This window comes from Pseudomonas sp. B7, from assembly GCF_016735645.1.
Taxonomy (GTDB): Bacteria; Pseudomonadota; Gammaproteobacteria; order Pseudomonadales; family Pseudomonadaceae; genus Aquipseudomonas; species Aquipseudomonas glycinae.
Map to the genome: position 1 here is coordinate 283,221 of NZ_JAERRE010000010.1, position 21,510 is coordinate 304,730.

The window sequence follows — 21,510 nt, forward strand, 5'->3', positions numbered from 1 at the left end:
TTAGTCATTTATCGCAAAACGCAAGGAAACGTGCAGTAAGTCACAGACAACGTGCTTATTTCGAAAAAGCCTGTGCAGTTTTTGACGGAACGCCAATCGCCAACCATCCTCCTTCACGGCGCAGCGTCCGATGTTGGCCGTGGATGTCTCGCTGGATGCAAACCTGCCATTTGGATGTGGGGAAGAGGTCATGCACAGTTCGCTCTTGCGTGCCGCGTCGCTCCTGCTCGCCTTGAGCGCTGCACCGCTCTTGTTGCAGGCCGCCGATGCGCCTGCGGCCCAGGCGGCGACCACCGCTCCGGCCAAAGATGCCGTGTTTACCACGGAGCAGCTCGACCAAATGCTCGCGTCGATTGCCCTGTATCCCGATCCACTGCTCGCTCAAGTGCTGATGGCCGCCACCTATCCGGGAGAAGTCGCCGAAGCCGCAGCCTGGTCCAAGGCGCATCCGGACGCCAAGGGCGATAATGCGGTCAAGCAAGTGGCCAGCCAGACGTGGGATCCGAGCGTGCAGGCCTTGGTGGCGTTCCCGCAGGTCTTGGCGACACTGGGTCAGGATCCGGTCTGGGTACAGCGTCTGGGGGATGCCTTTCTGGCCCAGTCTGACGAACTCATGGCCGGCGTTCAGCGCTTGCGGCGTCAGGCCCAGGCGGCGGGCAATCTGCAGAGCAATCAATATCAGAATGTGACAGTGCAGAACGTAACGCCGCCCATCTCTGCCGGGACAACCAAGCCGGCCGACAACACGACCATCATCATTCAGCCCGCCGATCCGCAGGTGGTCTACGTCCCGACCTATAACCCGACCACCACTTATGGCACCTGGCCTTATCCCGCCTCGCCGCCGGTGTATTACCCGCCGCCACCCGCTTACTACCCGGGTCAGGCACTGGTAGCCGGGCTGGCCTTCGGTACGGGCGTGGCAGTCGTCGCATCGTTGTGGGGCGACTGTGATTGGGGCAACAACGATATCGACATCGATGTGAACCGTTACAACAATATCAACGGCAATAACCGCATCACCAACAACCAGAACAAGTGGCAGCACAACACCGTGCATCGCGATGGCGTGCCCTATCGTGACAACCGCAGCCGCGCCCAGTATGGCCGGCAGCTGGACGGTGCGGCTCAGCGTGACGCCTATCGCGGCGACAACGCGCAGCGGGCGCAGGCTCGGGAACGGGCGCGCAGTTCGATGGACAGGGCCGGTTTCGAACGCCCCGCCACCAGCAATCGGGAAGCCCGCAATCAAGTCCGCGAAGCGCAATCCGCCAATGTCGGCAACCGCATGCAAGGTGGTGCAGACCGGCCCAGAGCCGCCGACCGCGCTCAAGGCAACACGCGGGAAGCGCGGCAACCGGGCGCGAATCAACGTGATACCCGTGCATCTCAAGCCCGACCCGCAGCAGGCAGCGCACGGAACAACGCCTTCGCCGGCGCGCGCTCCCCGTCACAGACCCGAGTCCAGGCTGATCGCGGCCGGGCCAGCCAGATTTCTGCGCAACGTCCCAACCCCTCACGTGCCGCCGGACATCAGATCAGCCGGCCATCCGGCGCGGGCATGCGTCAGAGAGGAGGTGGCCGTCGATGAACATTCATTCTCTGCTCAGGAGCTGCCTGACCCTCGCGGCCGGCCTCGCATTTTCGAGCCTCACCTTGGCCCAGCAGGTATTTCCAACCCCGGAAAAAGCTGCTGAAGCTTTCGTCGAAGCCCTCGGCACGCAACACGCCGACCAAAAACGCCTGACGGAATTGCTGGGCGAGGAATGGCACAGCTTCATTCCCCGTGAAGGCGTGCAGCGCAGCGATGTCGATGCCTTCCTGCAGCAATACCGCGAACAGCACACCCTGGAAAAGACCGGCGACAGCAAGGCCGTACTCTCCGTCGGGCCCGATCACTGGACGCTGCCCATCCCGCTCATCAAAGACAAAACCGGCTGGCGCTTCGACATGAACGCCGCCCAGGTCGAAATCCGCGCCCGCCGCATCGGCCGTAACGAACTGGCGGCAGTGCAATCGGCGCTGGCCTATCACGACGCGCAAATGGACTACGCCTCGGAAGACCGCGACGGCGACGGCGCCCTCGAATACGCACAGAAAATCTTCAGCTCCCCCGGCAAACACGACGGCCTCTATTGGCCAGAAGACGACAGCGGCCAGATCAGCCCCCTCGGCCCCGCCTTCGGCCAGGCCATCAACGACGAAGACTGGCACGGCTACCACTTCCGCATCCTCGACGCCCAAGGCCCGTCAGCCCCGGGCGGCGCTTACAGCTATCTGATTGGAGACAAGATGAGCCGCGGGTTCGCCTTGATCGCCTGGCCAGCGAAGTATGCCGACACCGGGGTGATGAGCTTCATGATCAGCCATGAAGGCCAGGTGTTTCAGAAGGACCTCGGGCCGGATGGGGAGAAAGTGGCGAAGGCGATGAAGCGGTTTGATCCGGATGATAGTTGGGAGGTGGTGGATTTGGGGCAGAAGTAGTTGGGGTATCGAATTAGGCGGGATCGGAAACGAAAAAGCCCCGTAGCTTCTCAGCTACGGGGCTTTTTCTATGTATGGCGGAGAGATAGGGATTCGAACCCTAGGTACCGGTGAAGGTACAACGGATTTCGAATCCGTCCCATTCGGCCACTCTGGCATCTCTCCAACGGCGCGCATCATAACAACACTTTCGCTGAATGGGAAACCCCCAGACGAAATTTTTTCCGTGCTATCAGATGCTTGCGTCGATTAAAGCGGTACGCCCAGACGGTTGGCGACTTCTTCGTAGGCTTCGATGACGTCACCGAGGCCCTGGCGGAAGCGGTCCTTGTCCATCTTCTTCTTGGTGTCCTTGTCCCACAGACGGCAGCCGTCCGGGCTGAACTCGTCGCCCAGGACGATGGAGCCGTCGCTGAACACGCCGAATTCAAGCTTGAAGTCCACCAGCAACAGGCCGGCGTCGTCGAACAGTTTGCTCAGGACTTCGTTGACCTTGAGCGACAGTTCTTTCATGCGCGCCAGTTGCTCGGCAGTACCCCAGCCGAAGGCCACGACGTGGGATTCGTTGATGAACGGATCGCCCTTGGCGTCGTCCTTCAGGAACAGTTCGAAGGTGTACGGGTTGAGCTTCATGCCCTCCTCGACGCCCAGACGCTTGACCAGGCTGCCGGCGGCGTAGTTACGCACGACGCACTCGACCGGGATCATGTCGAGTTTTTTCACCAGCACTTCGTTGTCGGCCAGCAGTTTGTCGAATTGGGTCGGAATGCCGGCCGCTTCGAGTTTCTGCATGATGAAGGCGTTGAACTTGTTGTTCACCATGCCTTTGCGGTCGAGCTGCTCGATGCGCTTGCCGTCGAACGCCGAAGTGTCGTTGCGAAACAGCAGGATCAAGCGGTCAGCGTCGTCGGTCTTGTAAACCGATTTGGCTTTGCCGCGGTAGAGTTCTTCACGTTTTTCCATGATGGGCTCCGCTTGCTAAGTAGATGGGCTAGGCGATGTGGCGCCAGTCGAGCCCTGAATCTTGATCGGCCAGTTGCAGCCAGTCCGGGTCGCACCCGAGGGTGTCGACAAAACATTGCCGGGCCAGCTGCGGCAGGTTGTTCTTGCTGCTCAGATGGGCCAGGACCAGGTGTTGCAGGCCTTGCCAGCCCAACTCGGCCACCAGGAATGCCGCCTGATGGTTGTTCAAATGTCCCAGCTCGCCGCCCACCCGCTGCTTGAGAAAGTACGGGTAATGACCACGGGCCAGCATGTCGCGACAATGATTGGACTCGATCATCAACGCATCGAGGTCCCGATAGCCGTCCAGCACCCGCTCGCAGTATGAACCCAGGTCGGTCAGCAGGCCGAAGCGCCGCTGCTCTTGATCGCTGAATACGTACTGGGTCGGTTCCTGTGCATCATGGGCCACGGCAATGACCCCGATGTTCAGAGCACCGATCTGCAACTGCTCGCCACCGGTCACGAAACCGGCAGGTTCAATCGGTTTGCGCATCCCGCGCAGTGTGCCGCGACTGAGGTAGACAGGCAGATTGTAGCGCCGAGACAGCAAACCCACGCCATGCACGTGGTCGGCATGTTCGTGGGTTACAAGTATCGCGCTCAGTTGCGCCGGGTTCACACCCAGGCGCAACAGGCGTTTTTCGGTTTCCCGCAGGGAAAAACCACAATCCACCAGCACATACGTATCAGCACTGGCGATCAGCGTGCCGTTCCCTTGGCTACCGCTGCCGAGAACGGCAAAACGCATTGGATCAGCCCAGGTTGTCCTGAATCACGCTCAACACTTTGCGGGCCACATCGGCCGGCGCAACGGTGTTGATGTTTTTCTCGACGGTGACCTGAACGTTCTCGCCGACCTTGCTCAGGCGAACCTGATAACGCTCGGCGCGAGCTTCAACTTCTTCCTTGGTCGGCGCGCTGCCGAACAGGCTGCTGAAGAAACCAGGTTTCTCGTCTTTCTTCTCGGCCTTTTCGGACAAGTTGATGTAGTAGAGACCCAGGCTGCGGTTGATGTCTTCAACGCGCCATTCGCCCTGTTCCAGCGCACGACCGACGCTCGACCAGGCACGATCCAGGTCCGTACCGACGTTCAGTACCGGGTTGCCGCTGCCGTCTTCGCTCAGGCTGACACGGCTCGGGGTGTCGAAATCACGCGAAGCCAGCATCGATACCGAACCACCCTTCTCGGAGGTACGGCTCATGCTCGCGAGCATGTCGTCGACCAGCGCGGCGTCGAGACCGGTGTTGACCGAACGGTTGGTGAAATCGACATTGGCAGTGCTGCCGGCAGGACGCTCGGCGCTGACCACATAGACTTCACTGGTGTTGCGCTGCACGCCTGGCTCGATACGTACCCGCACGCGGGTTTCGCTGTCGGTGCTGACGCCGGCGGCGCTCAGACGCTTGGCCATGGCGGCGGACAGTTCGTCGGAATGCTGCCAGGTGGTGGTGAATTCGCCGGTTTGCGGACGCTGTTCATCCAGACGGAAACCGTTGTCCTGGAAGTATTGCACCGCCACTGGCCAGACTTCGGCCGGTGGATGCTGGGCCATGACCCAACGCGAATCACCGCTCTTCTGCAGCGAGTAGTCGCTGGCATCGGCAACGGTCGACAGCGGTTGAGGGCGCGGAACGATGTATTCACCCTTGGCGGTGTCGTCGGCCACGTTGCGCGGGATCGGCAGCAGCGGATCCAGGCGCTTGGAGGTGCTGACGTCCGGTGGCAGTTGCATCGGTGCAGTCTGTTGCGCTTCCAGGTAATCGCTACCACGGTCACGGAAATAACCTTCCGGGCCCCAGATCCATCCGCAGCCACTGGTGCTGGAGATAATCAAGGCAAGTGCGGAAAGTCCGGCCATTCGCTTCATGCGTTGTACTTCCTCAATTAAACCAGGACGTTGCACTGGCGCAGGGCCGAGCGCAGCGTTTCATGACAAGGAGCGCTCAGCCAGGTCAGCGGCAGGCGGATGCCTTGGTGCATCAGGCCCATTTCGACCAAAGCCCACTTCACCGGAATCGGGTTGGCTTCGATGAACAGGTCCTTGTGCAGCGGCATCAGTTTTTCGTTGATGGCCCGTGCGGTCTCGGCGTCGCCCTTGAGCGCGGCCTCGCACAGGTCGGCCATTTCGCGTGGCGCGACGTTGGCGGTGACGGAGATGTTGCCCTTGCCGCCCAACAAGATCAGCTCGACGGCGGTCGGATCATCGCCGGACAGCACGATGAAGTCCTTGCTCACGCCGTCGATGATCGCCTTGGCACGTTTCAGGTCGCCGGTCGCTTCCTTGATGCCGATGATGTTCGGCACGGTGGACAGGCGGATCACGGTCTCGGCCTGCATGTCGCAGGAGGTGCGGCCGGGAACGTTATAGAGAATCTGTGGGATGTCGACCGCTTCGGCGATGTGCTTGAAGTGCTGGTACAGGCCTTCCTGGGTCGGCTTGTTGTAGTACGGGACTACCAGCAGGCAGGCATCGGCGCCGGCTTCCTTGGCATTGCGGGTCAGCTCGACAGCTTCGCGGGTCGAGTTGGCGCCGGTACCGGCGATCACCGGAATACGACCGGCAACCTGTTTGACCACGGCTTTGATGACGGCGATGTGTTCTTCTACATCAAGGGTTGCCGACTCGCCGGTGGTGCCGACCGCGACAATGGCATGGGTGCCGTTCTTGAGATGGAAGTCCACGAGTTTGCTGAGGCTGTCCCAGTCAAGACGCCCTTGTGCATCCATGGGTGTGACCAGTGCCACCATACTGCCCGCAATCATGAAACCGCTCCTGCCGGAAAAAGAGAGCGGTAATGGTACTGGCGCCAAGATGCTTGCACAAGCGAAGTACTGTGCCGCCATTCCCCTTGGCGCCGCTTTTCGCTACCCTTCAGACTTTGATCGGTACTGATCAGCTTGTACGCCGGGTTCCAGTCTCCCGTTTCGGCCTCCCGGGCCCCGTTCCAGTGTCGTTGCCGTACGCTTGCTTGTTCATGGAGCCGTAGCGCCACACGAATCGGGTCTTCCGGACAGGCATTGCCCCGGCAATCAACGCCCTCTCCCTACCGACCGCTCATCGCTTTAGGAATGCTGCATGTCCACCCCCACAGTTCGCGAACAATTCCTTGTCATCAGTGCCCTCGGCGCCAATCCCATGGAGCTGACCAACGTCCTGTGCCGCGCCAGCCATGAAAACCGCTGCGCGGTGGTCACCTCGCGCCTGACCCGCCACGGCGAGTGCAGCGCGCTGGTGCTCGAAGTCTCCGGCAGCTGGGACGCCCTGGCTCGCCTTGAAGGCAGCCTGCCCGTGCTGGCCAAGCGTCATGCGTTCACCGTCAATGTGGTGCGCAGCGCCGCCCTGGAAAACCGTCCGCAAGCCCTGCCGTACGTGGCTTACGTGTCTTCGGCGTACCGTCCGGACATCATCAACGAGCTGTGCCAGTTCTTCATGGATCACAACGTCGAGCTGGAAAACCTGACGTGCGATACCTATCAGGCACCGCAGACCGGCGGCACCATGCTCAACGCCACGTTCACCGTGACCCTGCCCGCCGGCACCCAGATCAGCTGGCTGCGTGACCAGTTCCTGGATTTCGCCGACGCCATGAACCTGGATGCACTGATCGAACCTTGGCGCCCACAGAACCCAATGTAAGGAAGCTTTACATGGCCGTTGTCATCGACCAACCGGTTACGGATTTCGAAGCACCTGCCACCAGCGGGCAGACTGTCAGCCTGTCGGCCCTCAAGGGCAAGCAAGTGGTGATCTACTTCTATCCGAAGGACAGCACCCCGGGCTGCACCACCGAAGGCCAAGGCTTTCGCGATCAATACACAGCGTTCAAGGCTGCCAACACGGAAATCTTCGGCATCTCTCGCGATAGTCTGAAGTCCCACGAGAACTTCAAGTGCAAGCAGGAGTTTCCGTTCGAGTTGATCAGCGACAAGGACGAAGCCATCTGCCAGCTGTTCGACGTGATCAAGCTGAAGAAACTTTACGGCAAGGAATACCTGGGCGTTGATCGCAGCACGTTCCTGATCGACAAGAACGGCGTACTGCGTCAGGAATGGCGCGGCGTTAAGGTGCCAGGACATGTCGATGCAGTGCTGGCTGCTGCTCAGGCGCTGAACAAGGCCTGATGCTGTCGGCGCCCTTGCGGGCGCCGTTTCATTTTCAAAGCAGCGGCGCTACCGCCGGCTCCTTGCGCGGCCACGCATCCAGCACTGCCTTGAACAGGGTCGCCAGCGGAATCGCGAAGAACACGCCCCAGAATCCCCATAGCCCGCCGAACAACAGCACCGCGCAGATGATCGCCACCGGGTGCAGATTGACCGCTTCGGAAAACAGCAACGGCACCAGCACGTTGCCGTCCAGGGTCTGAATGATCCCGTAGACCGCCATCAGATAGATGAACTGATCGCTCCAGCCCCACTGGAACAGCGCAATCAGCAGCACTGGCACGGTCACCACCACCGCCCCGACATACGGCACCACCACCGACACGCCAACCAACAGGGCCAGCAGCGCCGAATAGTTGAGCCCCAGCGCAACGAACGCGATGTAGGTCACGCCACCACAAATCACGATCTCGATGACCTTGCCGCGAATGTAGTTGGCGATCTGCCGGTTCATTTCCTCGGCAACCCGGGTGATCAGCGCCCGTTCGCGCGGCAAATAGCCGCGCACCCACTCGCCGATCATTGCCCGGTCCTTGAGGAAGAAGAACACCAGGATCGGCACCAGCACCAGATAGATCATGATGTTCACCAGCAGCGGCAAGCTCGACAACGAGAACGTCAGCGCCCACTGGCCGAACTTGCCGATCTCGCCCCGCGCCGCTTCGATCGCTTGCAGCACCTGCTCGTCGGAAACCAGATGCGGGTAGCGCTCGGGCAGCAGCAACAGCAGCGATTGCCACTTGGCGAGCATGCCCGGCAACTCGTTGAACAGGGTGATCAACTGGTGCCAGAGCAGCGGCAGCACCACGACGATGAACACCATCAGCACGCCCATGAACAGCGCAAACACCAGACCGACCGCCGCCCCTCCGGGCACGCGCAGACGTTCGAGCGTGACCACCAGCCCCTGCATCAGATACGCCAGCACCATCCCGGCCAGCACCGGCGCAAGCATTCCGCCCAGTGTCAGCACCGCGGTGAAGGCGAGAAACAGCAAAACCGCCAGCACCACTGCTTCCTCATCGGAGAAGTAGCGCTGAATCCAGTCGCGCAACACTTTGAACATCAATTTTCCTTAGGTCATTTACGCGGTCGGTTTCAGGCTTTTTTCAGCCAGTAACGGTAGACACCCGCCTCGTCTTCTTCACGCAGCAGCGTATGACCGGCCAACTTGGCAAAGGTGCGAAAGTCGCGTTGCGAGCCTGCGTCCGTGGCAATTACCTTGAGTATCGCGCCGCTAGGCAGCTTGTTCAGCTCCATCTTGGCCTTGAGCAACGGCAACGGACAATTCAGGCCACTGGCGTCCAGTTCACAGTCATGGGCTACAGCGTCGGTCATGCGTCACTCCGGATCAGGTGGTCAGGCTGCCTAGAATATCTGGTCGCAGGCCCGGTGTCCGGCTACAGTAAGGTCTTTGTCGACTAAGGCTTTGTGCATGACATTTCTGCGCCCTACCCTGCTGACGCTCGCTTGCCTGCTCGCCTCACCGGGCTTCGCCGACGACCTGCCGTCACTCGGTGACGCCAGTTCTGCCATCGTCTCGCCACAACAGGAATATCAATTGGGTCGCGCCTGGCTGGCGTTGCTGCGCAGCCAGGTTTCGCAGCTCAACGATCCACAGCTCAAAGACTACGTCGAATCCAGCGTCTATAAGCTGGTGGAAACCAGCCAGGTCAATGACCGACGCCTGGAATTCATCCTGATCAACAGCCCGCAGCTGAACGCATTCGCGGCACCGGGCGGGATTGTCGGGGTCAATGGCGGCCTGTTCCTCAATGCCCAGACCGAGGGCGAATATGCTTCGGTACTGGCTCACGAGCTGGCGCACTTGTCCCAACGCCACTTCGCCCGTGGCGTCGAGGCTTCGCAGCGGATGCAGGTGCCGATGATGGCGGCGCTGCTGGCCGGCATCGTGATCGCCGCGGCAGGCGCAGGCGATGCCGGGATTGCTGCGATTGCCGGTACCCAGGCGGCAGCAATTCAGGAACAACGACGTTTCTCGCGCCAGAACGAGCAGGAGGCCGACCGCATCGGCATCCTCAACCTGGAAAAGGCCGGCTACGATCCGCGCTCGATGCCGACCATGTTCGAGCGTTTGATGCGCCAGTACCGCTTCGATGCCAAACCGCCGGAATTCCTGCTGACCCACCCGGTCACCGAATCACGGATCGCCGACACCCGCAACCGCGCCGAACAGGCTAAACCCGGCGGTATCGAAGACAGCAAGCGCTACCAACTGATCCGGGCGCGGGTGCAGTTGACCTATGAAGAAACGCCGGGCCTTGGTGCCAAGCGCTTCCGCGCGCAACTGGATGAGAACCCTAAAAACGACGTGGCTCGCTATGGTCTGGCGATCGCCCAGATCAAGGGCGGTCAGTTGAACGAAGCACGGGAGAATCTCAAGCAACTGCTGGAGAAATCGCCGAACGAGATCATCTACAACCTGGCGCAGGTCGATCTGGACATCACCAACAATAAGTTGGCCGATGCCCAGTCACGGGTTGACCGGATGCTCAGCCAGTATCCTGGCAACTATCCGCTGAATCAGGTGCGTGTCGATCTGCTGCTGAAACAGAACCGAACCGCCGATGCGGAGAAGGCACTCGAGGGCTTGTTGAAATCGCGTCCCGACGATCCGGACGTCTGGTATCAGGTCGCAGAAACTCGCGGGCTGTCCGGCAATATCATCGGCCTGCATCAGGCCCGTGCCGAATATTTCGCGCTGGTCGGCGATTATCGCCAGGCGATCCAGCAACTGGACTTCGCCAAGCGCAAGGCGGGCAGCAACTTCCCGCTGTCGTCGCGTATCGATGCCCGTCAGCGCGAGCTGATGGAGCAAGAGCGTATGGTCAAGGACATGATGGGTTAACCCGCGCCGAGGCAAATTCCGGACACAAAAAAACCGCCTCTTTCGAGGCGGTTTCTTTTCACTTCTTAGACAACTGGATCATTCAGCCAGTTTGAACGTGATGAAGCTGGCACGCCCCTGACGCAGAACGCGCATCGACACCGAACGGTTCTTCGGCAGCGCCTTGGCGATCTCGGCGAACTCCTTGGAAGAACCGATGGCCTGATTGTTCAGGTGGGTGATGATGTCGCCCGGTTGCAGACCGATCAGGGCTGCAGGACCGTCCTGCACTTCCTTGATCACCACACCACCTTTGAGGTCGTAGGTTTTCTTCTGCTCGGCGCTCAGCTCGGCAACCGATACCCCCAGACGATTGCTGTTGGTTTCAGCACCAGATTTCGGCAGAGCATCCAGTTCCTTGTCTTCATCTGGAATGGCGCCGACAGTCAGCTCGACATTCTTGCGCTTGCCGTCACGAATCACTTCGAGGTTGGCCTTGGCGCCAGCCTTCAACGCACCCACCAGATGTGGCAGGTCAGCAGACATGACGATCGGTTGACCGTTCATGCTCAGGATCACGTCACCCACTTGCAGGCCGCCCTTTGCAGCCGGGCCGTCATCCTGAATCTGTGCGACCAGTGCACCGGCCGGTTTATCCAGACCGAACGACTCGGCCAGATCCTTGTTCACTTCCTGGATGACAACGCCCAACCAGCCACGGCTGACTTTGCCGCCGCTTTTCAGCTGATTGGAAACGTCCATTGCCACGTCGATCGGAATGGCGAACGACACGCCCATGAAGCCACCGGAACGGGTGTAGATCTGCGAGTTGATCCCGACCACTTCACCGTTCAGATTGAACAGCGGGCCACCGGAGTTACCCGGGTTGATCGGTACGTCGGTCTGGATGAACGGCACGTAGTTTTCATTCGGCAGGCTGCGACCGACGGCACTGACGATGCCTTGAGTCACGGTGTGATCAAAGCCGAATGGCGAACCGATTGCCACCACCCATTGACCGGCTTTCAGGTCCTGGGATTTGCCGAGTTTCAGCACTGGCAGATCCTTGCCTTCGATTTTCAGCAGCGCCACGTCGGAGCGTGGGTCGGTGCCGATCAGCTTGGCTTTCATTTCACTGCGATCAGCCAGACGGACGAGGATTTCGTCGGCATCGGCGATCACATGGTTATTGGTCAGGATGTAGCCATCCGGCGAAATGATAAAGCCCGACCCCAGCGACTGCGCTTCACGCTGGCGATCACCACGCGGAGAACGCTGTTGCGGCGGCATGCCGCGCTCGAAGAACTCGCGCAGCATCGGCGGCAAGCCTTCCAGGTCGGGCATTTGCTGGTTCACTTTGCGATCCGGCAGCTTTTGCGTGGTACTGATGTTCACCACCGCAGGCGAGGCCTGTTCGACCAGCTGGGTGAAATCCGGCAGGTTGGCCGGGCTGGCCGCCTCAGCCGCATGGACTGCAGGAACAGCCTGACCGAGCACCAGCACCGTGGCGAAAATGGAGAGATAAGACTTCAAGCTTGGTATCGACATACAGCTCCCGTTACGACGAGCAGGGTTAAGCGATATGGAGCAAGGAACACCGGAAACCACAGGCCGGCATTTTTGTTCCGGGAACAACAAACAAGGCCAGAGCCGAGAGGCTCTGACCTATAAAAAATTTTCGGGTGTTTTGCAAATGAAAATGCTCAGCAAACATTTCACGTCTCGACGACGAAGTGGAGATAGCTGGAATCAGCTCACTGCTTGCTGGTTGCAGCGCCATCATTGCGCATCGACAGGGCAATCCGTTCGGCGGTCCCGATTGGAATCTCGCCGACGACCGTCACCATCATTTCGCCTTGAGGCGTAGTCAAACGACGGGATACGGCAACGGTCGGGCCCAGTTGAGTTCGGGTATCGGTGACGGTTGCGCCATTCAGCGGCTCCAGGAAAACAGAGAAGCGGGCAAGACCATCGTCATACATCAGGCTGTTGACCTGGGTCTTGGTTTCCGGATCCTTGTGCGAGGAACTACTGGTGAGTTCGAAGCCAGGAGGCAGCCAGTCAGAACGCCAGACCTGTGCGGTCTTGACCGCAGAAGCCTTGTCGCTGTCGAGAGTGACTGTCTTGCAATCGGAGTTGGCTTGCAGGTCTTTATCGGACGGAATTTCAGAAGTATCCAGCCGCGTGAACTGGAACCTCTCAAGCAACTGCCCCTTGTCGTTCAACAGCAGCGACTTGAGCGGCAGACCCGTTTCCTTGTCCAGATGCAGTTCGAAGCCGTAGCGGTGCTGATCACGGGGCGTCAGCGATACGATCACCGCTTCGCGTCCTGCCACACGTGACTTGCCAATGACGGCAAGCTCATACCAGTTCTTCAGCTTTTGGGGATCGAGAGGGCGAGCGGCGGAATTGGGAGAATCCCCAAGCCCCGCAATCAGAGTGCCGCTGACGCATTGAGTATGTCCATCAATGCGCACGACTTCCTGAGCCGAACCGTCGAGCTGAAGCAAACGCTCGCGGACCTGGCCATTCTGTACGCGATGCCAGATGTTGTGGGTAGAAAAGCTACCGTTACGCTCGTAAACGAATGTGCCGTGAAAGCTTTGCTGCTGCTCGGCCTGGCCCAGGCGGGTCAACCAGTCCTGAGCCTCGTCGGCGTGGGCTGGAACAATGAACCAGCCGCTGAGCAGAAGCGAAAGTAGAGGTATGGCGCGCATGATCCCCCTTAACGGTTTTCCAGGCTTGCTGCACGTGCATATGGCAGCGCGCTCTCGGTGCCTTTCAAGGCAGCCTGTTGAGCGTGTTGACGCAGGTAACCTGGCAGACGCTGATCGTGCCAGCCTGGCTGACCTTGCAGTACACCATTGGCCATTGGGCCAGTAGCTTCAGAACTCTCATTATAGCCTGCCAATACCGCCGGGCCTTTTACCTGAGGGGTAGCCAGCACTGGCTGATTGGATTGCTGAGCGAGTTCGACGCCAGCGATTTCGTCCTGATTGTACAGACGAACACCCGCCAGTACGGCAACGGTCACCGAGGCAGCTACGGCCAGACGACCAAGGCTGCGCCATGGGCCGCGGGACACTTTGGCAGGAGTTGCTTCGTCTTCCAGCGCAGCAGAAACGGCCGCAGCAAGATCCAGACGTGGGAGCAACAGATCCTTGTGCATGGCTGCCCGAGCGATCTGATAACGAGCCCAGGTTTCACGGGTTTCAACATCGTCCAGTGCATTGAGCACTCGACGCAATTCCAGTTCGTCCGCTTCGTTATCCATCACTGCGGACAGCGATTCCTGCAGGGCTTCACGACTCATGGCGTTCCTCTCTTGGCTGTCGCCGCTGTCTTTAGTTTTCCTGCAACAACGGCTGCAGGGCTTTATCGATGGCCTCCCGGGCGCGGAAAATCCGGGAGCGCACGGTACCAACCGGACATTGCATGACGCTCGCGATGTCCTCGTAACTCAGACCATCGAATTCGCGCAAAGTTAACGCTGTGCGCAAATCCTCTGGCAGTTGCTGAATGGTTCGATGGACGGTGCCTTCGATCTCATCCCGCAGCAATGCACGTTCAGGTGACTCGAGATCTTTCAGGCCGTGATCGCCGTCATAGAACTCTGCATCCTCGGAACTTACATCGCTATCCGGCGGCCGACGGCCGCGTGAAACCAGATAGTTCTTCGCCGTGTTGATGGCGATGCGGTACAGCCACGTATAAAACGCACTGTCGCCACGGAAATTTCCAAGCGCTCGATACGCCTTGATAAAGGCTTCTTGTGCGACGTCCTGGGCTTCATGGGTGTCGTGCACAAAACGCACGATCAACCCGAGAATTTTGTGCTGATACTTCAGCACCAGCAGATCGAAAGCTCGCTTGTCGCCACGCTGAACGCGTTCGACCAGCTGCTGATCCTCTTCCTGGGTTAGCATGAACACTCCTCGATAAACTCGGAGGAGGTTTGCATGACCAAACGACCGGACTTGCAAACATAGACTCGGGCTTTTCGCAAAAGTTCTCCCCCTCCAAGCAAGTTTCCTGCGGGCTCTGATTTGGCACGCACGAAAAACGCAGCGCGGGATGAACCGGCTGCGCGAATAATCTTGTCATCGGCTCGCCGGCAAGAACCCAACCGCAGGTTCCGCATTGAAGCCGACACTGTCCCTTGTTTCGGGCAACTGTCTATTGATCTTGGGCCTTTGGCAAAAGTTCCAAATATTTATAGACGTGCCGCGCCGACATTGTGCAACCGTGAGCTGAAAAAGCGTGTTTCATCTGCGATACAGTCGCTTTTTCCTAAAACCGATGAAAAAAACTTCCCGACAAAGCGTCCGTATTTTTTCGTCACGGTAGTTTCACAATGCCATATCGGCCCGACTATTGTGCCGCCCAACCCCTCTATATACTAGTGGGCTGTGTGGCTGTCTCGACTCGCCCATCCGCCTGTCCTGCGCCAACCCCGACCCGGGTCGCTTTGAGCGGAATCCTGAAATGAGCCAACAGTTTCAACACGATGTTCTGGTGATTGGCAGCGGCGCTGCCGGTTTGAGTCTCGCGCTGACCCTGCCCGGTCACTTGCGCATCGCCGTACTGAGCAAAGGCGATCTTGCCAACGGCTCGACCTATTGGGCACAGGGTGGCGTCGCAGCCGTGCTGGACGACACCGACACTGTCGAATCCCATGTCGATGACACCCTCAATGCTGGCGGCGGTTTGTGCCATGAAGACGCGGTGCGTTTCACCGTCGAGCACAGCAAGGAAGCGATCCAATGGCTGATCGACCAGGGCGTGCCGTTCACTCGCGACGAACAGTCCGGCACCGAAGACGGCGGCTTCGAATTTCACCTCACCCGCGAAGGCGGTCACAGCCATCGACGGATCATCCACGCCGCCGATGCCACTGGCGCTGCGATCTTCACGACCCTGCTGGCCCAGGCCAAAGAACGCCCGAACATCGAACTGCTCGAACAGCGGGTAGCGGTCGATCTGATCACCGAGCGTCGGCTGGGGCTGGAAGGCGAACGCTGCCTCGGCGCCTACGTACTCAACCGCAAAACCGGGGAAGTCGATACCTTCGGTGCACGCTTCGTGATTCTGGCGTCCGGCGGCGCCGCGAAAGTCTATCTATATACAAGCAACCCCGACGGCGCCTGCGGTGATGGCATCGCCATGGCCTGGCGTTCGGGCTGCCGAGTGGCGAACCTGGAGTTCAACCAGTTCCACCCCACCTGCCTCTACCACCCGCAAGCCAAGAGTTTTCTGGTAACCGAAGCCCTGCGCGGTGAAGGTGCCCATTTGAAGCTGCCGAACGGCGAACGCTTCATGCAACGCTTCGACTCACGTGCAGAACTGGCGCCTCGAGACATCGTCGCCCGCGCCATCGACCACGAAATGAAGCGCCTGGGTGTCGATTGCGTCTACCTCGACATCAGCCACAAACCCGAAGCCTTCATCAAATCGCACTTCCCGACCGTCTACGAACGCTGCCTCGGATTCGGCATCGACATCACCAAGCAACCGATCCCGGTCGTACCGGCTGCGCATTACACCTGCGGCGGAGTGATGGTCGATCAACAGGGCCGCACCGATGTGCCCGGCCTGTACGCCATTGGCGAAACCAGCTTCACCGGCCTGCATGGCGCCAACCGCATGGCCAGCAACTCGCTGCTGGAATGCTTCGTTTACGCCCGATCGGCAGCGGCGGACATTCTCGAGCAACTGCCCGACGTCTTGATCCCGCGCGCCCTGCCCGCCTGGGACGCCAGCCAGGTGACCGACTCCGATGAAGACGTGATCATCGCCCACAACTGGGACGAATTGCGGCGCTTCATGTGGGACTACGTGGGCATCGTGCGCACCAACAAGCGCCTGCAAAGGGCACAACACCGCGTGCGTCTGCTGCTGGATGAAATCGACGAGTTCTACAGCAACTATAAAGTCAGTCGCGACCTGATCGAGTTGCGCAACCTGGCGCAAGTAGCGGAACTGATGATCCGCTCGGCCATGGAGCGCAAGGAAAGCCGAGGCCTGCATTACACACTCGACTACCCAGACCTGCTGCCCGAAGCACTCGACACTATTCTGGTGCCGCCCACCTACGTCGGCTGAACTTGAGGCGTACCCGCAGGCGTCGGTGCAGATCCGCCGCCTGCGAGTCCCGCGTTACACAGATCGACCTGACCCGCCGTTCACCACGCAATCTAAAGCGCAGCACCACGATCAGTGGCAGCGCCAGGCTGTCCGGGCGCAACTGCACCGCTTGCCAGCCATCGGCCTTGTTCCACAGCTGCCAGCCATCCGCGTCCCGACGCAATCCGCAAAATGCCTTGGGATGACTCAGCAGTATCTGCCGCGGCAACACCCAGGCAGCATGGCCGAGACACGCGAAAGCCCCGAGCAAACCGGCCCAGAAAGAAATCGACAATAGAAACAGGGAACCCAGCGCGAATGCCTGGGCCAGAAGATACGCCGCCAGCAACTGCCGTGAGGCATGCCAGCGGCATTCGAACGTGTTACTTGGGCTGGACACGATCCAGAATCATGCGAACCATGCGTTGCAGCTCGGGATCTTCCGATTCGCTGCGCTCCATGAACCAGCCGAACATGTCCTGATCCTCGCACTCGAGCAGGCGGACATACAGCGCACGATCCACCTCGTTCAGATTGGCGTAGACCTCTTTCACGAACGGCACCAGCAACACGTCGAGTTCCAGCATGCCGCGACGGCTGTGCCAAAAGAGGCGATTCAGTTCAACTTGTTCGACCATGGAGCCCTCCTGAAATAGGCCGCAAGTATACAGGCCCGAAGCGGGCCGAACAGTCGGCTTTGGTCGGGCGCCATCGATCCTTTATCAACTACCCATTTCAACACCACCCCCTTATGATGTGCCCCAGTCTATTTACCCTGCGATGACCCATGGCCGATTCTGCTTTTTTCTGCACCCTGTCTCATGAAGGCGTTCTCGCGGTTCGCGGCGCGGATGCCGGCAAATTCCTGCAAGGCCAGCTGACCTGCAACATCAATTACCTGAGTGAAACCCAGGCCAGCCTTGGTGCCCGTTGCACACAGAAAGGCCGGATGCAGTCGAGTTTCCGCATCGTGCTTGAAGGCGACGGCGTGCTGCTGGCGATGGCCGGCGCGCTGCTGGAACCGCAACTGGCGGATCTGAAGAAGTACGCGGTGTTCTCCAAATCGAAACTGACCGACGAAAGCGCCTCCTGGGTGCGCTTCGGTCTGGATCATGGCGATGCGGCCCTGAGCAGCCTGGGTCTGGAACTGCCGGCAGAAACAGACAGCGTGGCCCGCCACGAAGGGCTGATCGCGATTCGCGTCTCCCCTAATCGTGCCGAACTCTGGGTGCCTGCCGATCAGGCCGACACCGTCAAAGGCAAGCTGTGCGCGCAATTGACCGAAGCCGAACTCAATCAATGGCTGCTGGGCCAGATCCGCGCCGGTATCGGCCAGGTCATGCCGAGCACCCGTGAGCTGTTCATCCCGCAGATGCTCAATCTGCAGGCCGTCGGCGGTGTGAGCTTCAAGAAAGGCTGCTACACCGGCCAGGAAATCGTCGCGCGCATGCAGTACCTGGGCAAACTCAAACGTCGCCTGTATCGCGTGAAACTGGATGCCGCTGAGTTGCCGGAGCCCGGCACCGCGCTGTTCGCCCCGAGCCACGGCAGTTCGATCGGCGAAGTGGTGCTGGCCGCCCGTACCGAAAAGAATATTGAACTGCTGGCGGTGTTGCAGGCCGAAGCTGCCGAAGCGGGCGACTTGCATCTGGGCTCGGCCGAAGGTCCGGCGCTGCACTTGCTCGACCTGCCATACGAACTGGATCGCGACCGCGAAATCCAGCGTTGATCGCAGCATTTGTTGCAACACCCTAGAGAAACGACATGAGTGAGCTGGCGGATAAGGTCCAACAGGATTTGGTTGAGGCCATCGATAACGATGACCTGGTTCTGCCAACGTTACCGGAAGTGGCCCTGCAGATTCGCAAGGCCGCTGAAGATCCGGATATCAGCGTCAGCGACCTGAGCAAAGTGATCGGCCGCGACACGGCGCTGTCGGCGCGCCTGATCAAAGTGGTGAACAGCCCGCTGCTGCGCGCCACCCAGGAAGTCACCGACCTGCACACCGCCATTACCCGGCTCGGCGTCAATTACAGCAGCAACCTGGCGATCGGTCTGGTGATGGAGCAGATCTTTCACGCCCGTTCCGACGTGGTCGAACAGAAGATGCGCGAAGTCTGGCGCAAAAGCCTGGAAATCGCCGGCGTCAGCTACGCCCTGTGCCGTCGGTATACCCAGCTCAAGCCCGATCAGGCCGCGCTCGGCGGACTGGTTCATCAGATCGGCGTGCTGCCGATCCTGACCTATGCCGAAGATCACTACGAACTGCTGTCCGATCCGGTAAGCCTCAACCATGTGATCGATCACATTCACCCGTTGCTCGGCGACAAATTACTGCGGGTCTGGGAGTTTCCGGAGCGTCTGGTGGAATTGCCGGGGCTGTATCAGGACCTCAAGCGCGAATCGCAGCAGATCGATTACGTCGACATCGTGCAAGTGGCCAGCCTGTATTGCCACAAGGACACCGATCACCCGCTGGCCCGCATCGATCCGTTCAGCGTGCCGGCATTCCGCAAGCTCGGCATCGACCCGGAGAACAAGGCGCTGTGCACCGATCTGGAAGAATCGCGGTCGATGTTCTACTGATCAACCGGCGACAAAACTCACCCGTACCTTCAAACCCGCCTGTTCACCATCGTGCAGACTGATCTGCGCCAGATGCGCGCGGCAGATCTCCCCGACAATCGCCAGCCCCAGCCCGGAACCAGCGACCTGCTGGTTGCGCCGGTAAAAACGTTCGAACACCCGATCCCGCTCTTCCAGCGGAATGCCCGGCCCATCGTCTTCAACCTCCAGCACCGCGGGCGCAGTGACCCGCAGAATCACGTTGCCGCCCGGCGGCGTGTGCGCCAGTGCGTTGTCCACCAGATTGCTCAGCAACTCGTTGAGCAATGTCGGCTCGCCGCGCAGCCACACCGGCTCGTCCGCTTCCAGCGCCAAGGCAACGCCGCGAGCATGGGCCAGCGGCGCCATGGCCATGCCCAGTTCCCGCGCCAGCTGACTCAGATCGAGCAACTGCGCCCCGCCCTCGGCGATCGCCCGGGCGCCGTTTTCCACCCGCGCCAGCGACAACAACTGGTTGGCCAGATGGGTCAGGCGATCCGTGCTTTGCGCCGAGGATTCCAGTGTGTCGCGCCAGGTCTGCGGCTCGTTCGAGCGCAAGCCCAGTTCAAGACGAGCCTTGAGCGCTGCCAGTGGGGTGCGCAGTTCATGGGCCGCATCGGCGATGAATTGCGCCTGTCGCTCGAATTGCCCGCGCAGGCGTTCGGTAAAGTGATTGAGCGCCCGCACCAGCGGCCACAACTCGTGTTGCACCTCGACCAACGGCAACGGCCGCAGGTCATCGGGCTGGCGCTCTTCCACTGCCGTGCGCAAACGTTCGATCGGCCGCAGCGCCGCACTCACCGCAAACCACACCAGCAACAACGCGCCAATCGCGAGCATGCCCAATCGCAGCAAGGTGTCGGCGGCCAGACTCCGAGCCATGCTGACACGCGCCTCGTCGGTTTCGGCGACGCGGATTTCCGCCATGCCGTTCATGTTCGGCTCGCTGACCGCCTTGAGCAGACTCACCACACGCACGTTCTGCCCCTGATATTTCGCGTCGTAAAAGCGCGCGAGGGCGGGATAGCTGTCGGTTCTCGGCGTGCCTGGCGGCGGGCCCGGCAGATTTTCATAGCCGGAAATCAACTTCTGGTTGATGTCGTTGACCTGGTAATAGATACGACCCGCGCTGTCGTAAGCAAACGTATCGAGCGCCACATACGGCACGTCGGCACTGAGACTGCCATCGCGCTGCGACAGACCGGCGGCGATGGTCCGCGCCGAGGCCAGCAGCGTGCGGTCATAGGCGGTGTCGGCGGCCTCGCGACCGTTCCAGTAGGCGCTCAATCCGCTGGCGAGCATCAACACCACCAGCAGCAACGCGAGGTTCCACAGCAACCGCCAGCGCAAGCTGCTGGGCTTATGCATCGCGGCTTTCCAGCAGATAGCCCAGACCGCGGAAGGTCACGATAGCCACCGAATGGCCGTCGAGCTTTTTGCGCAGGCGATGCACGTAGATTTCGATGGCGTCGGGGCTGGCCTCTTCGTCGAGACCGAACACCTGCGCAGCCAGCTGTTCTTTGCTCATCACCCGACCGGGACGGGCAATCAGCGCTTCGAGCACCGCCTGTTCGCGAGAAGTCAGCGTCAACAATTCATCGCCGAGGGTGAAGCGCCGGGTGTCGAGGTCATAGGCCAGCACACCGCAACGCTGCTGGCGTTCGCCGCCGAGCACGCTGCGGCGCAACAGGGCCTTGACCCGCGCCTCGAGTTCGGTGAGTTCGAACGGTTTGGCGAGGTAATCGTCGGCGCCGAGATTGAGCCCGTGGACCCGATCCTTGACGTCGCTACGAGCGGTCAGCATCAGCACCGGCAGATTCTTGCCCCGAGCCCGCAGGCGCGCCAGCACTTCAAAACCGTCCATGCGTGGCAGGCCGACATCAAGGATCGCCACCGCGTATTCCTCGCTGCCCAGAGCCAGGTCGGCAGCCACGCCATCGTGCAAGACGTCCACGGTCAGACCGGTGCTCTTGAGCGCCTGGGCAACGCTTTCGGCCAGCGGCAAATGGTCTTCGACGAGCAGGACACGCATGGATCTCTACCTCATTCAGGGATGGCCGACGCCATTCTTTGCGGCGGAGTTTACAGCCGCAACCGCCACTGTGAAGCCCGAAAACATGCGAAAGAATACTGAAAGGTTAGCGAAAGGTTGGGCCGTTAGAGTCGTTTCACCGAAGGTCCCGACTGCCGACCTTCGCCGTTTTGCCTGTACTTGCACCGTAGCTTCAAAACGTAGCTCTCGAAAAACGCCACGATGCGTTTTCGCCAATAAGAACAATAACGA

General features: G+C 60.1%; 22 protein-coding genes and 1 tRNA gene. 8 read left to right on the plus strand and 15 right to left on the minus strand.

All coding sequences use genetic code 11. The features are described from left to right. Positions 1-190 precede the first annotated feature (190 nt). Both JKA62_RS22755 and JKA62_RS22760 read left to right on the plus strand, forming a co-directional pair. Complete coding sequence (locus tag JKA62_RS22755) at positions 191-1,591, plus strand: DUF3300 domain-containing protein (RefSeq protein WP_201819580.1); 1,401 nt, start codon at positions 191-193, stop codon at positions 1,589-1,591. Continuing rightward, a complete protein-coding gene (locus JKA62_RS22760) occupies positions 1,588-2,484 on the plus strand; it encodes a DUF2950 domain-containing protein (protein ID WP_011332912.1) in 897 nt (298 codons plus the stop codon). Before JKA62_RS22755 ends, JKA62_RS22760 begins: the two co-directional genes overlap by 4 nt. Before the next feature lie 75 nt (positions 2,485-2,559). Here the strand turns inward: JKA62_RS22760 and JKA62_RS22765 are convergent. From JKA62_RS22765 to dapA, 5 genes are all read right to left on the minus strand, one after another. Further along, positions 2,560-2,649, minus strand: a tRNA-Ser gene (locus JKA62_RS22765). An 84-nt stretch (positions 2,650-2,733) separates the two neighbouring features. Next, a complete protein-coding gene (purC, locus tag JKA62_RS22770; protein WP_007958019.1) occupies positions 2,734-3,447 on the minus strand; it encodes a phosphoribosylaminoimidazolesuccinocarboxamide synthase in 714 nt (237 codons plus the stop codon). A 28-nt stretch (positions 3,448-3,475) separates the two neighbouring features. Further along, a complete protein-coding gene (locus JKA62_RS22775; protein WP_011332911.1) occupies positions 3,476-4,237 on the minus strand; it encodes an MBL fold metallo-hydrolase in 762 nt (253 codons plus the stop codon). A 4-nt stretch (positions 4,238-4,241) separates the two neighbouring features. Further along, positions 4,242-5,357, minus strand: a complete 1,116-nt coding sequence (gene bamC / locus JKA62_RS22780; protein WP_011332910.1) for an outer membrane protein assembly factor BamC — start codon at positions 5,355-5,357, stop codon at positions 4,242-4,244. Between the two features lie 17 nt (positions 5,358-5,374). After that, a complete protein-coding gene (dapA, locus tag JKA62_RS22785) occupies positions 5,375-6,253 on the minus strand; it encodes a 4-hydroxy-tetrahydrodipicolinate synthase (RefSeq protein WP_007958015.1) in 879 nt (292 codons plus the stop codon). A gap of 313 nt (positions 6,254-6,566) precedes the next feature. Here dapA and JKA62_RS22790 point away from each other — a divergent pair, with 313 nt between their 5' ends. Continuing rightward, positions 6,567-7,127 (plus strand): glycine cleavage system protein R, encoded by a 561-nt coding sequence (locus JKA62_RS22790; RefSeq protein ID WP_007958014.1) that lies wholly within the window; start codon positions 6,567-6,569, stop codon positions 7,125-7,127. 11 nt (positions 7,128-7,138) lie between these two features. Beyond that, a complete protein-coding gene (locus tag JKA62_RS22795; RefSeq protein ID WP_201819583.1) occupies positions 7,139-7,612 on the plus strand; it encodes a peroxiredoxin in 474 nt (157 codons plus the stop codon). 34 nt (positions 7,613-7,646) lie between these two features. Here JKA62_RS22795 and JKA62_RS22800 read toward each other — a convergent pair whose 3' ends face one another. Together JKA62_RS22800 and JKA62_RS22805 are read right to left on the minus strand one after the other, a co-directional pair. Next, positions 7,647-8,717: an AI-2E family transporter gene (locus tag JKA62_RS22800; RefSeq protein WP_011332908.1), complete on the minus strand. Its 1,071-nt coding sequence runs from the start codon at positions 8,715-8,717 to the stop codon at positions 7,647-7,649. Between the two features lie 32 nt (positions 8,718-8,749). Then, positions 8,750-8,989, minus strand: coding sequence for a sulfurtransferase TusA family protein (locus JKA62_RS22805; protein ID WP_011332907.1), 240 nt, complete (start codon positions 8,987-8,989; stop codon positions 8,750-8,752). A 97-nt stretch (positions 8,990-9,086) separates the two neighbouring features. Here JKA62_RS22805 and JKA62_RS22810 point away from each other — a divergent pair, with 97 nt between their 5' ends. Continuing rightward, positions 9,087-10,520 carry a M48 family metalloprotease gene (locus tag JKA62_RS22810; RefSeq protein WP_011332906.1) on the plus strand — a complete coding sequence of 478 codons (1,434 nt, stop codon included), beginning with the start codon at positions 9,087-9,089 and terminating at the stop codon, positions 10,518-10,520. Between the two features lie 78 nt (positions 10,521-10,598). Here JKA62_RS22810 and JKA62_RS22815 read toward each other — a convergent pair whose 3' ends face one another. The 4 genes from JKA62_RS22815 to rpoE form a co-directional block, all read right to left on the minus strand. Next, positions 10,599-12,047: a DegQ family serine endoprotease gene (locus JKA62_RS22815; RefSeq protein WP_011332905.1), complete on the minus strand. Its 1,449-nt coding sequence runs from the start codon at positions 12,045-12,047 to the stop codon at positions 10,599-10,601. A gap of 206 nt (positions 12,048-12,253) precedes the next feature. Next, the gene (locus JKA62_RS22820; protein WP_011332904.1) at positions 12,254-13,216 is read right to left on the minus strand and encodes a MucB/RseB C-terminal domain-containing protein; all 963 of its coding nucleotides are present in this window, start codon (positions 13,214-13,216) and stop codon (positions 12,254-12,256) included. An 8-nt stretch (positions 13,217-13,224) separates the two neighbouring features. Continuing rightward, positions 13,225-13,812: a sigma-E factor negative regulatory protein gene (locus JKA62_RS22825; protein ID WP_011332903.1), complete on the minus strand. Its 588-nt coding sequence runs from the start codon at positions 13,810-13,812 to the stop codon at positions 13,225-13,227. 31 nt (positions 13,813-13,843) lie between these two features. Next, positions 13,844-14,425: an RNA polymerase sigma factor RpoE gene (gene rpoE / locus JKA62_RS22830; protein ID WP_003172477.1), complete on the minus strand. Its 582-nt coding sequence runs from the start codon at positions 14,423-14,425 to the stop codon at positions 13,844-13,846. 559 nt (positions 14,426-14,984) lie between these two features. On the opposite strand from rpoE, the gene nadB reads away from it, so the two are divergent. Continuing rightward, a complete protein-coding gene (gene nadB / locus JKA62_RS22835) occupies positions 14,985-16,601 on the plus strand; it encodes an L-aspartate oxidase (protein WP_011332901.1) in 1,617 nt (538 codons plus the stop codon). On the opposite strand, the gene JKA62_RS22840 is transcribed toward nadB, so the two are convergent. Continuing rightward, a complete protein-coding gene (locus tag JKA62_RS22840; protein WP_011332900.1) occupies positions 16,570-17,022 on the minus strand; it encodes a protein YgfX in 453 nt (150 codons plus the stop codon). The two genes, nadB and JKA62_RS22840, sit on opposite strands and share 32 nt — an antisense overlap. Further along, the gene (locus JKA62_RS22845; RefSeq protein WP_007957989.1) at positions 17,006-17,260 is read right to left on the minus strand and encodes an FAD assembly factor SdhE; all 255 of its coding nucleotides are present in this window, start codon (positions 17,258-17,260) and stop codon (positions 17,006-17,008) included. Before JKA62_RS22845 ends, JKA62_RS22840 begins: the two co-directional genes overlap by 17 nt. A 149-nt stretch (positions 17,261-17,409) precedes the next feature. Here JKA62_RS22845 and ygfZ point away from each other — a divergent pair, with 149 nt between their 5' ends. Both ygfZ and JKA62_RS22855 read left to right on the plus strand, forming a co-directional pair. After that, positions 17,410-18,351 (plus strand): CAF17-like 4Fe-4S cluster assembly/insertion protein YgfZ, encoded by a 942-nt coding sequence (gene ygfZ / locus JKA62_RS22850; protein ID WP_011332899.1) that lies wholly within the window; start codon positions 17,410-17,412, stop codon positions 18,349-18,351. Positions 18,352-18,386: 35 nt separating this feature from the next. After that, on the plus strand, positions 18,387-19,208 hold the full coding sequence (locus JKA62_RS22855) for an HDOD domain-containing protein (protein ID WP_011332898.1): 822 nt from the start codon (positions 18,387-18,389) through the stop codon (positions 19,206-19,208). On the opposite strand, the gene JKA62_RS22860 is transcribed toward JKA62_RS22855, so the two are convergent. Continuing rightward, positions 19,209-20,594 carry a sensor histidine kinase gene (locus tag JKA62_RS22860; RefSeq protein WP_011332897.1) on the minus strand — a complete coding sequence of 462 codons (1,386 nt, stop codon included), beginning with the start codon at positions 20,592-20,594 and terminating at the stop codon, positions 19,209-19,211. Beyond that, a complete protein-coding gene (locus JKA62_RS22865) occupies positions 20,587-21,258 on the minus strand; it encodes a response regulator (RefSeq protein WP_007957980.1) in 672 nt (223 codons plus the stop codon). Before JKA62_RS22865 ends, JKA62_RS22860 begins: the two co-directional genes overlap by 8 nt. Between the last annotated feature and the right edge of the window lie 252 nt (positions 21,259-21,510).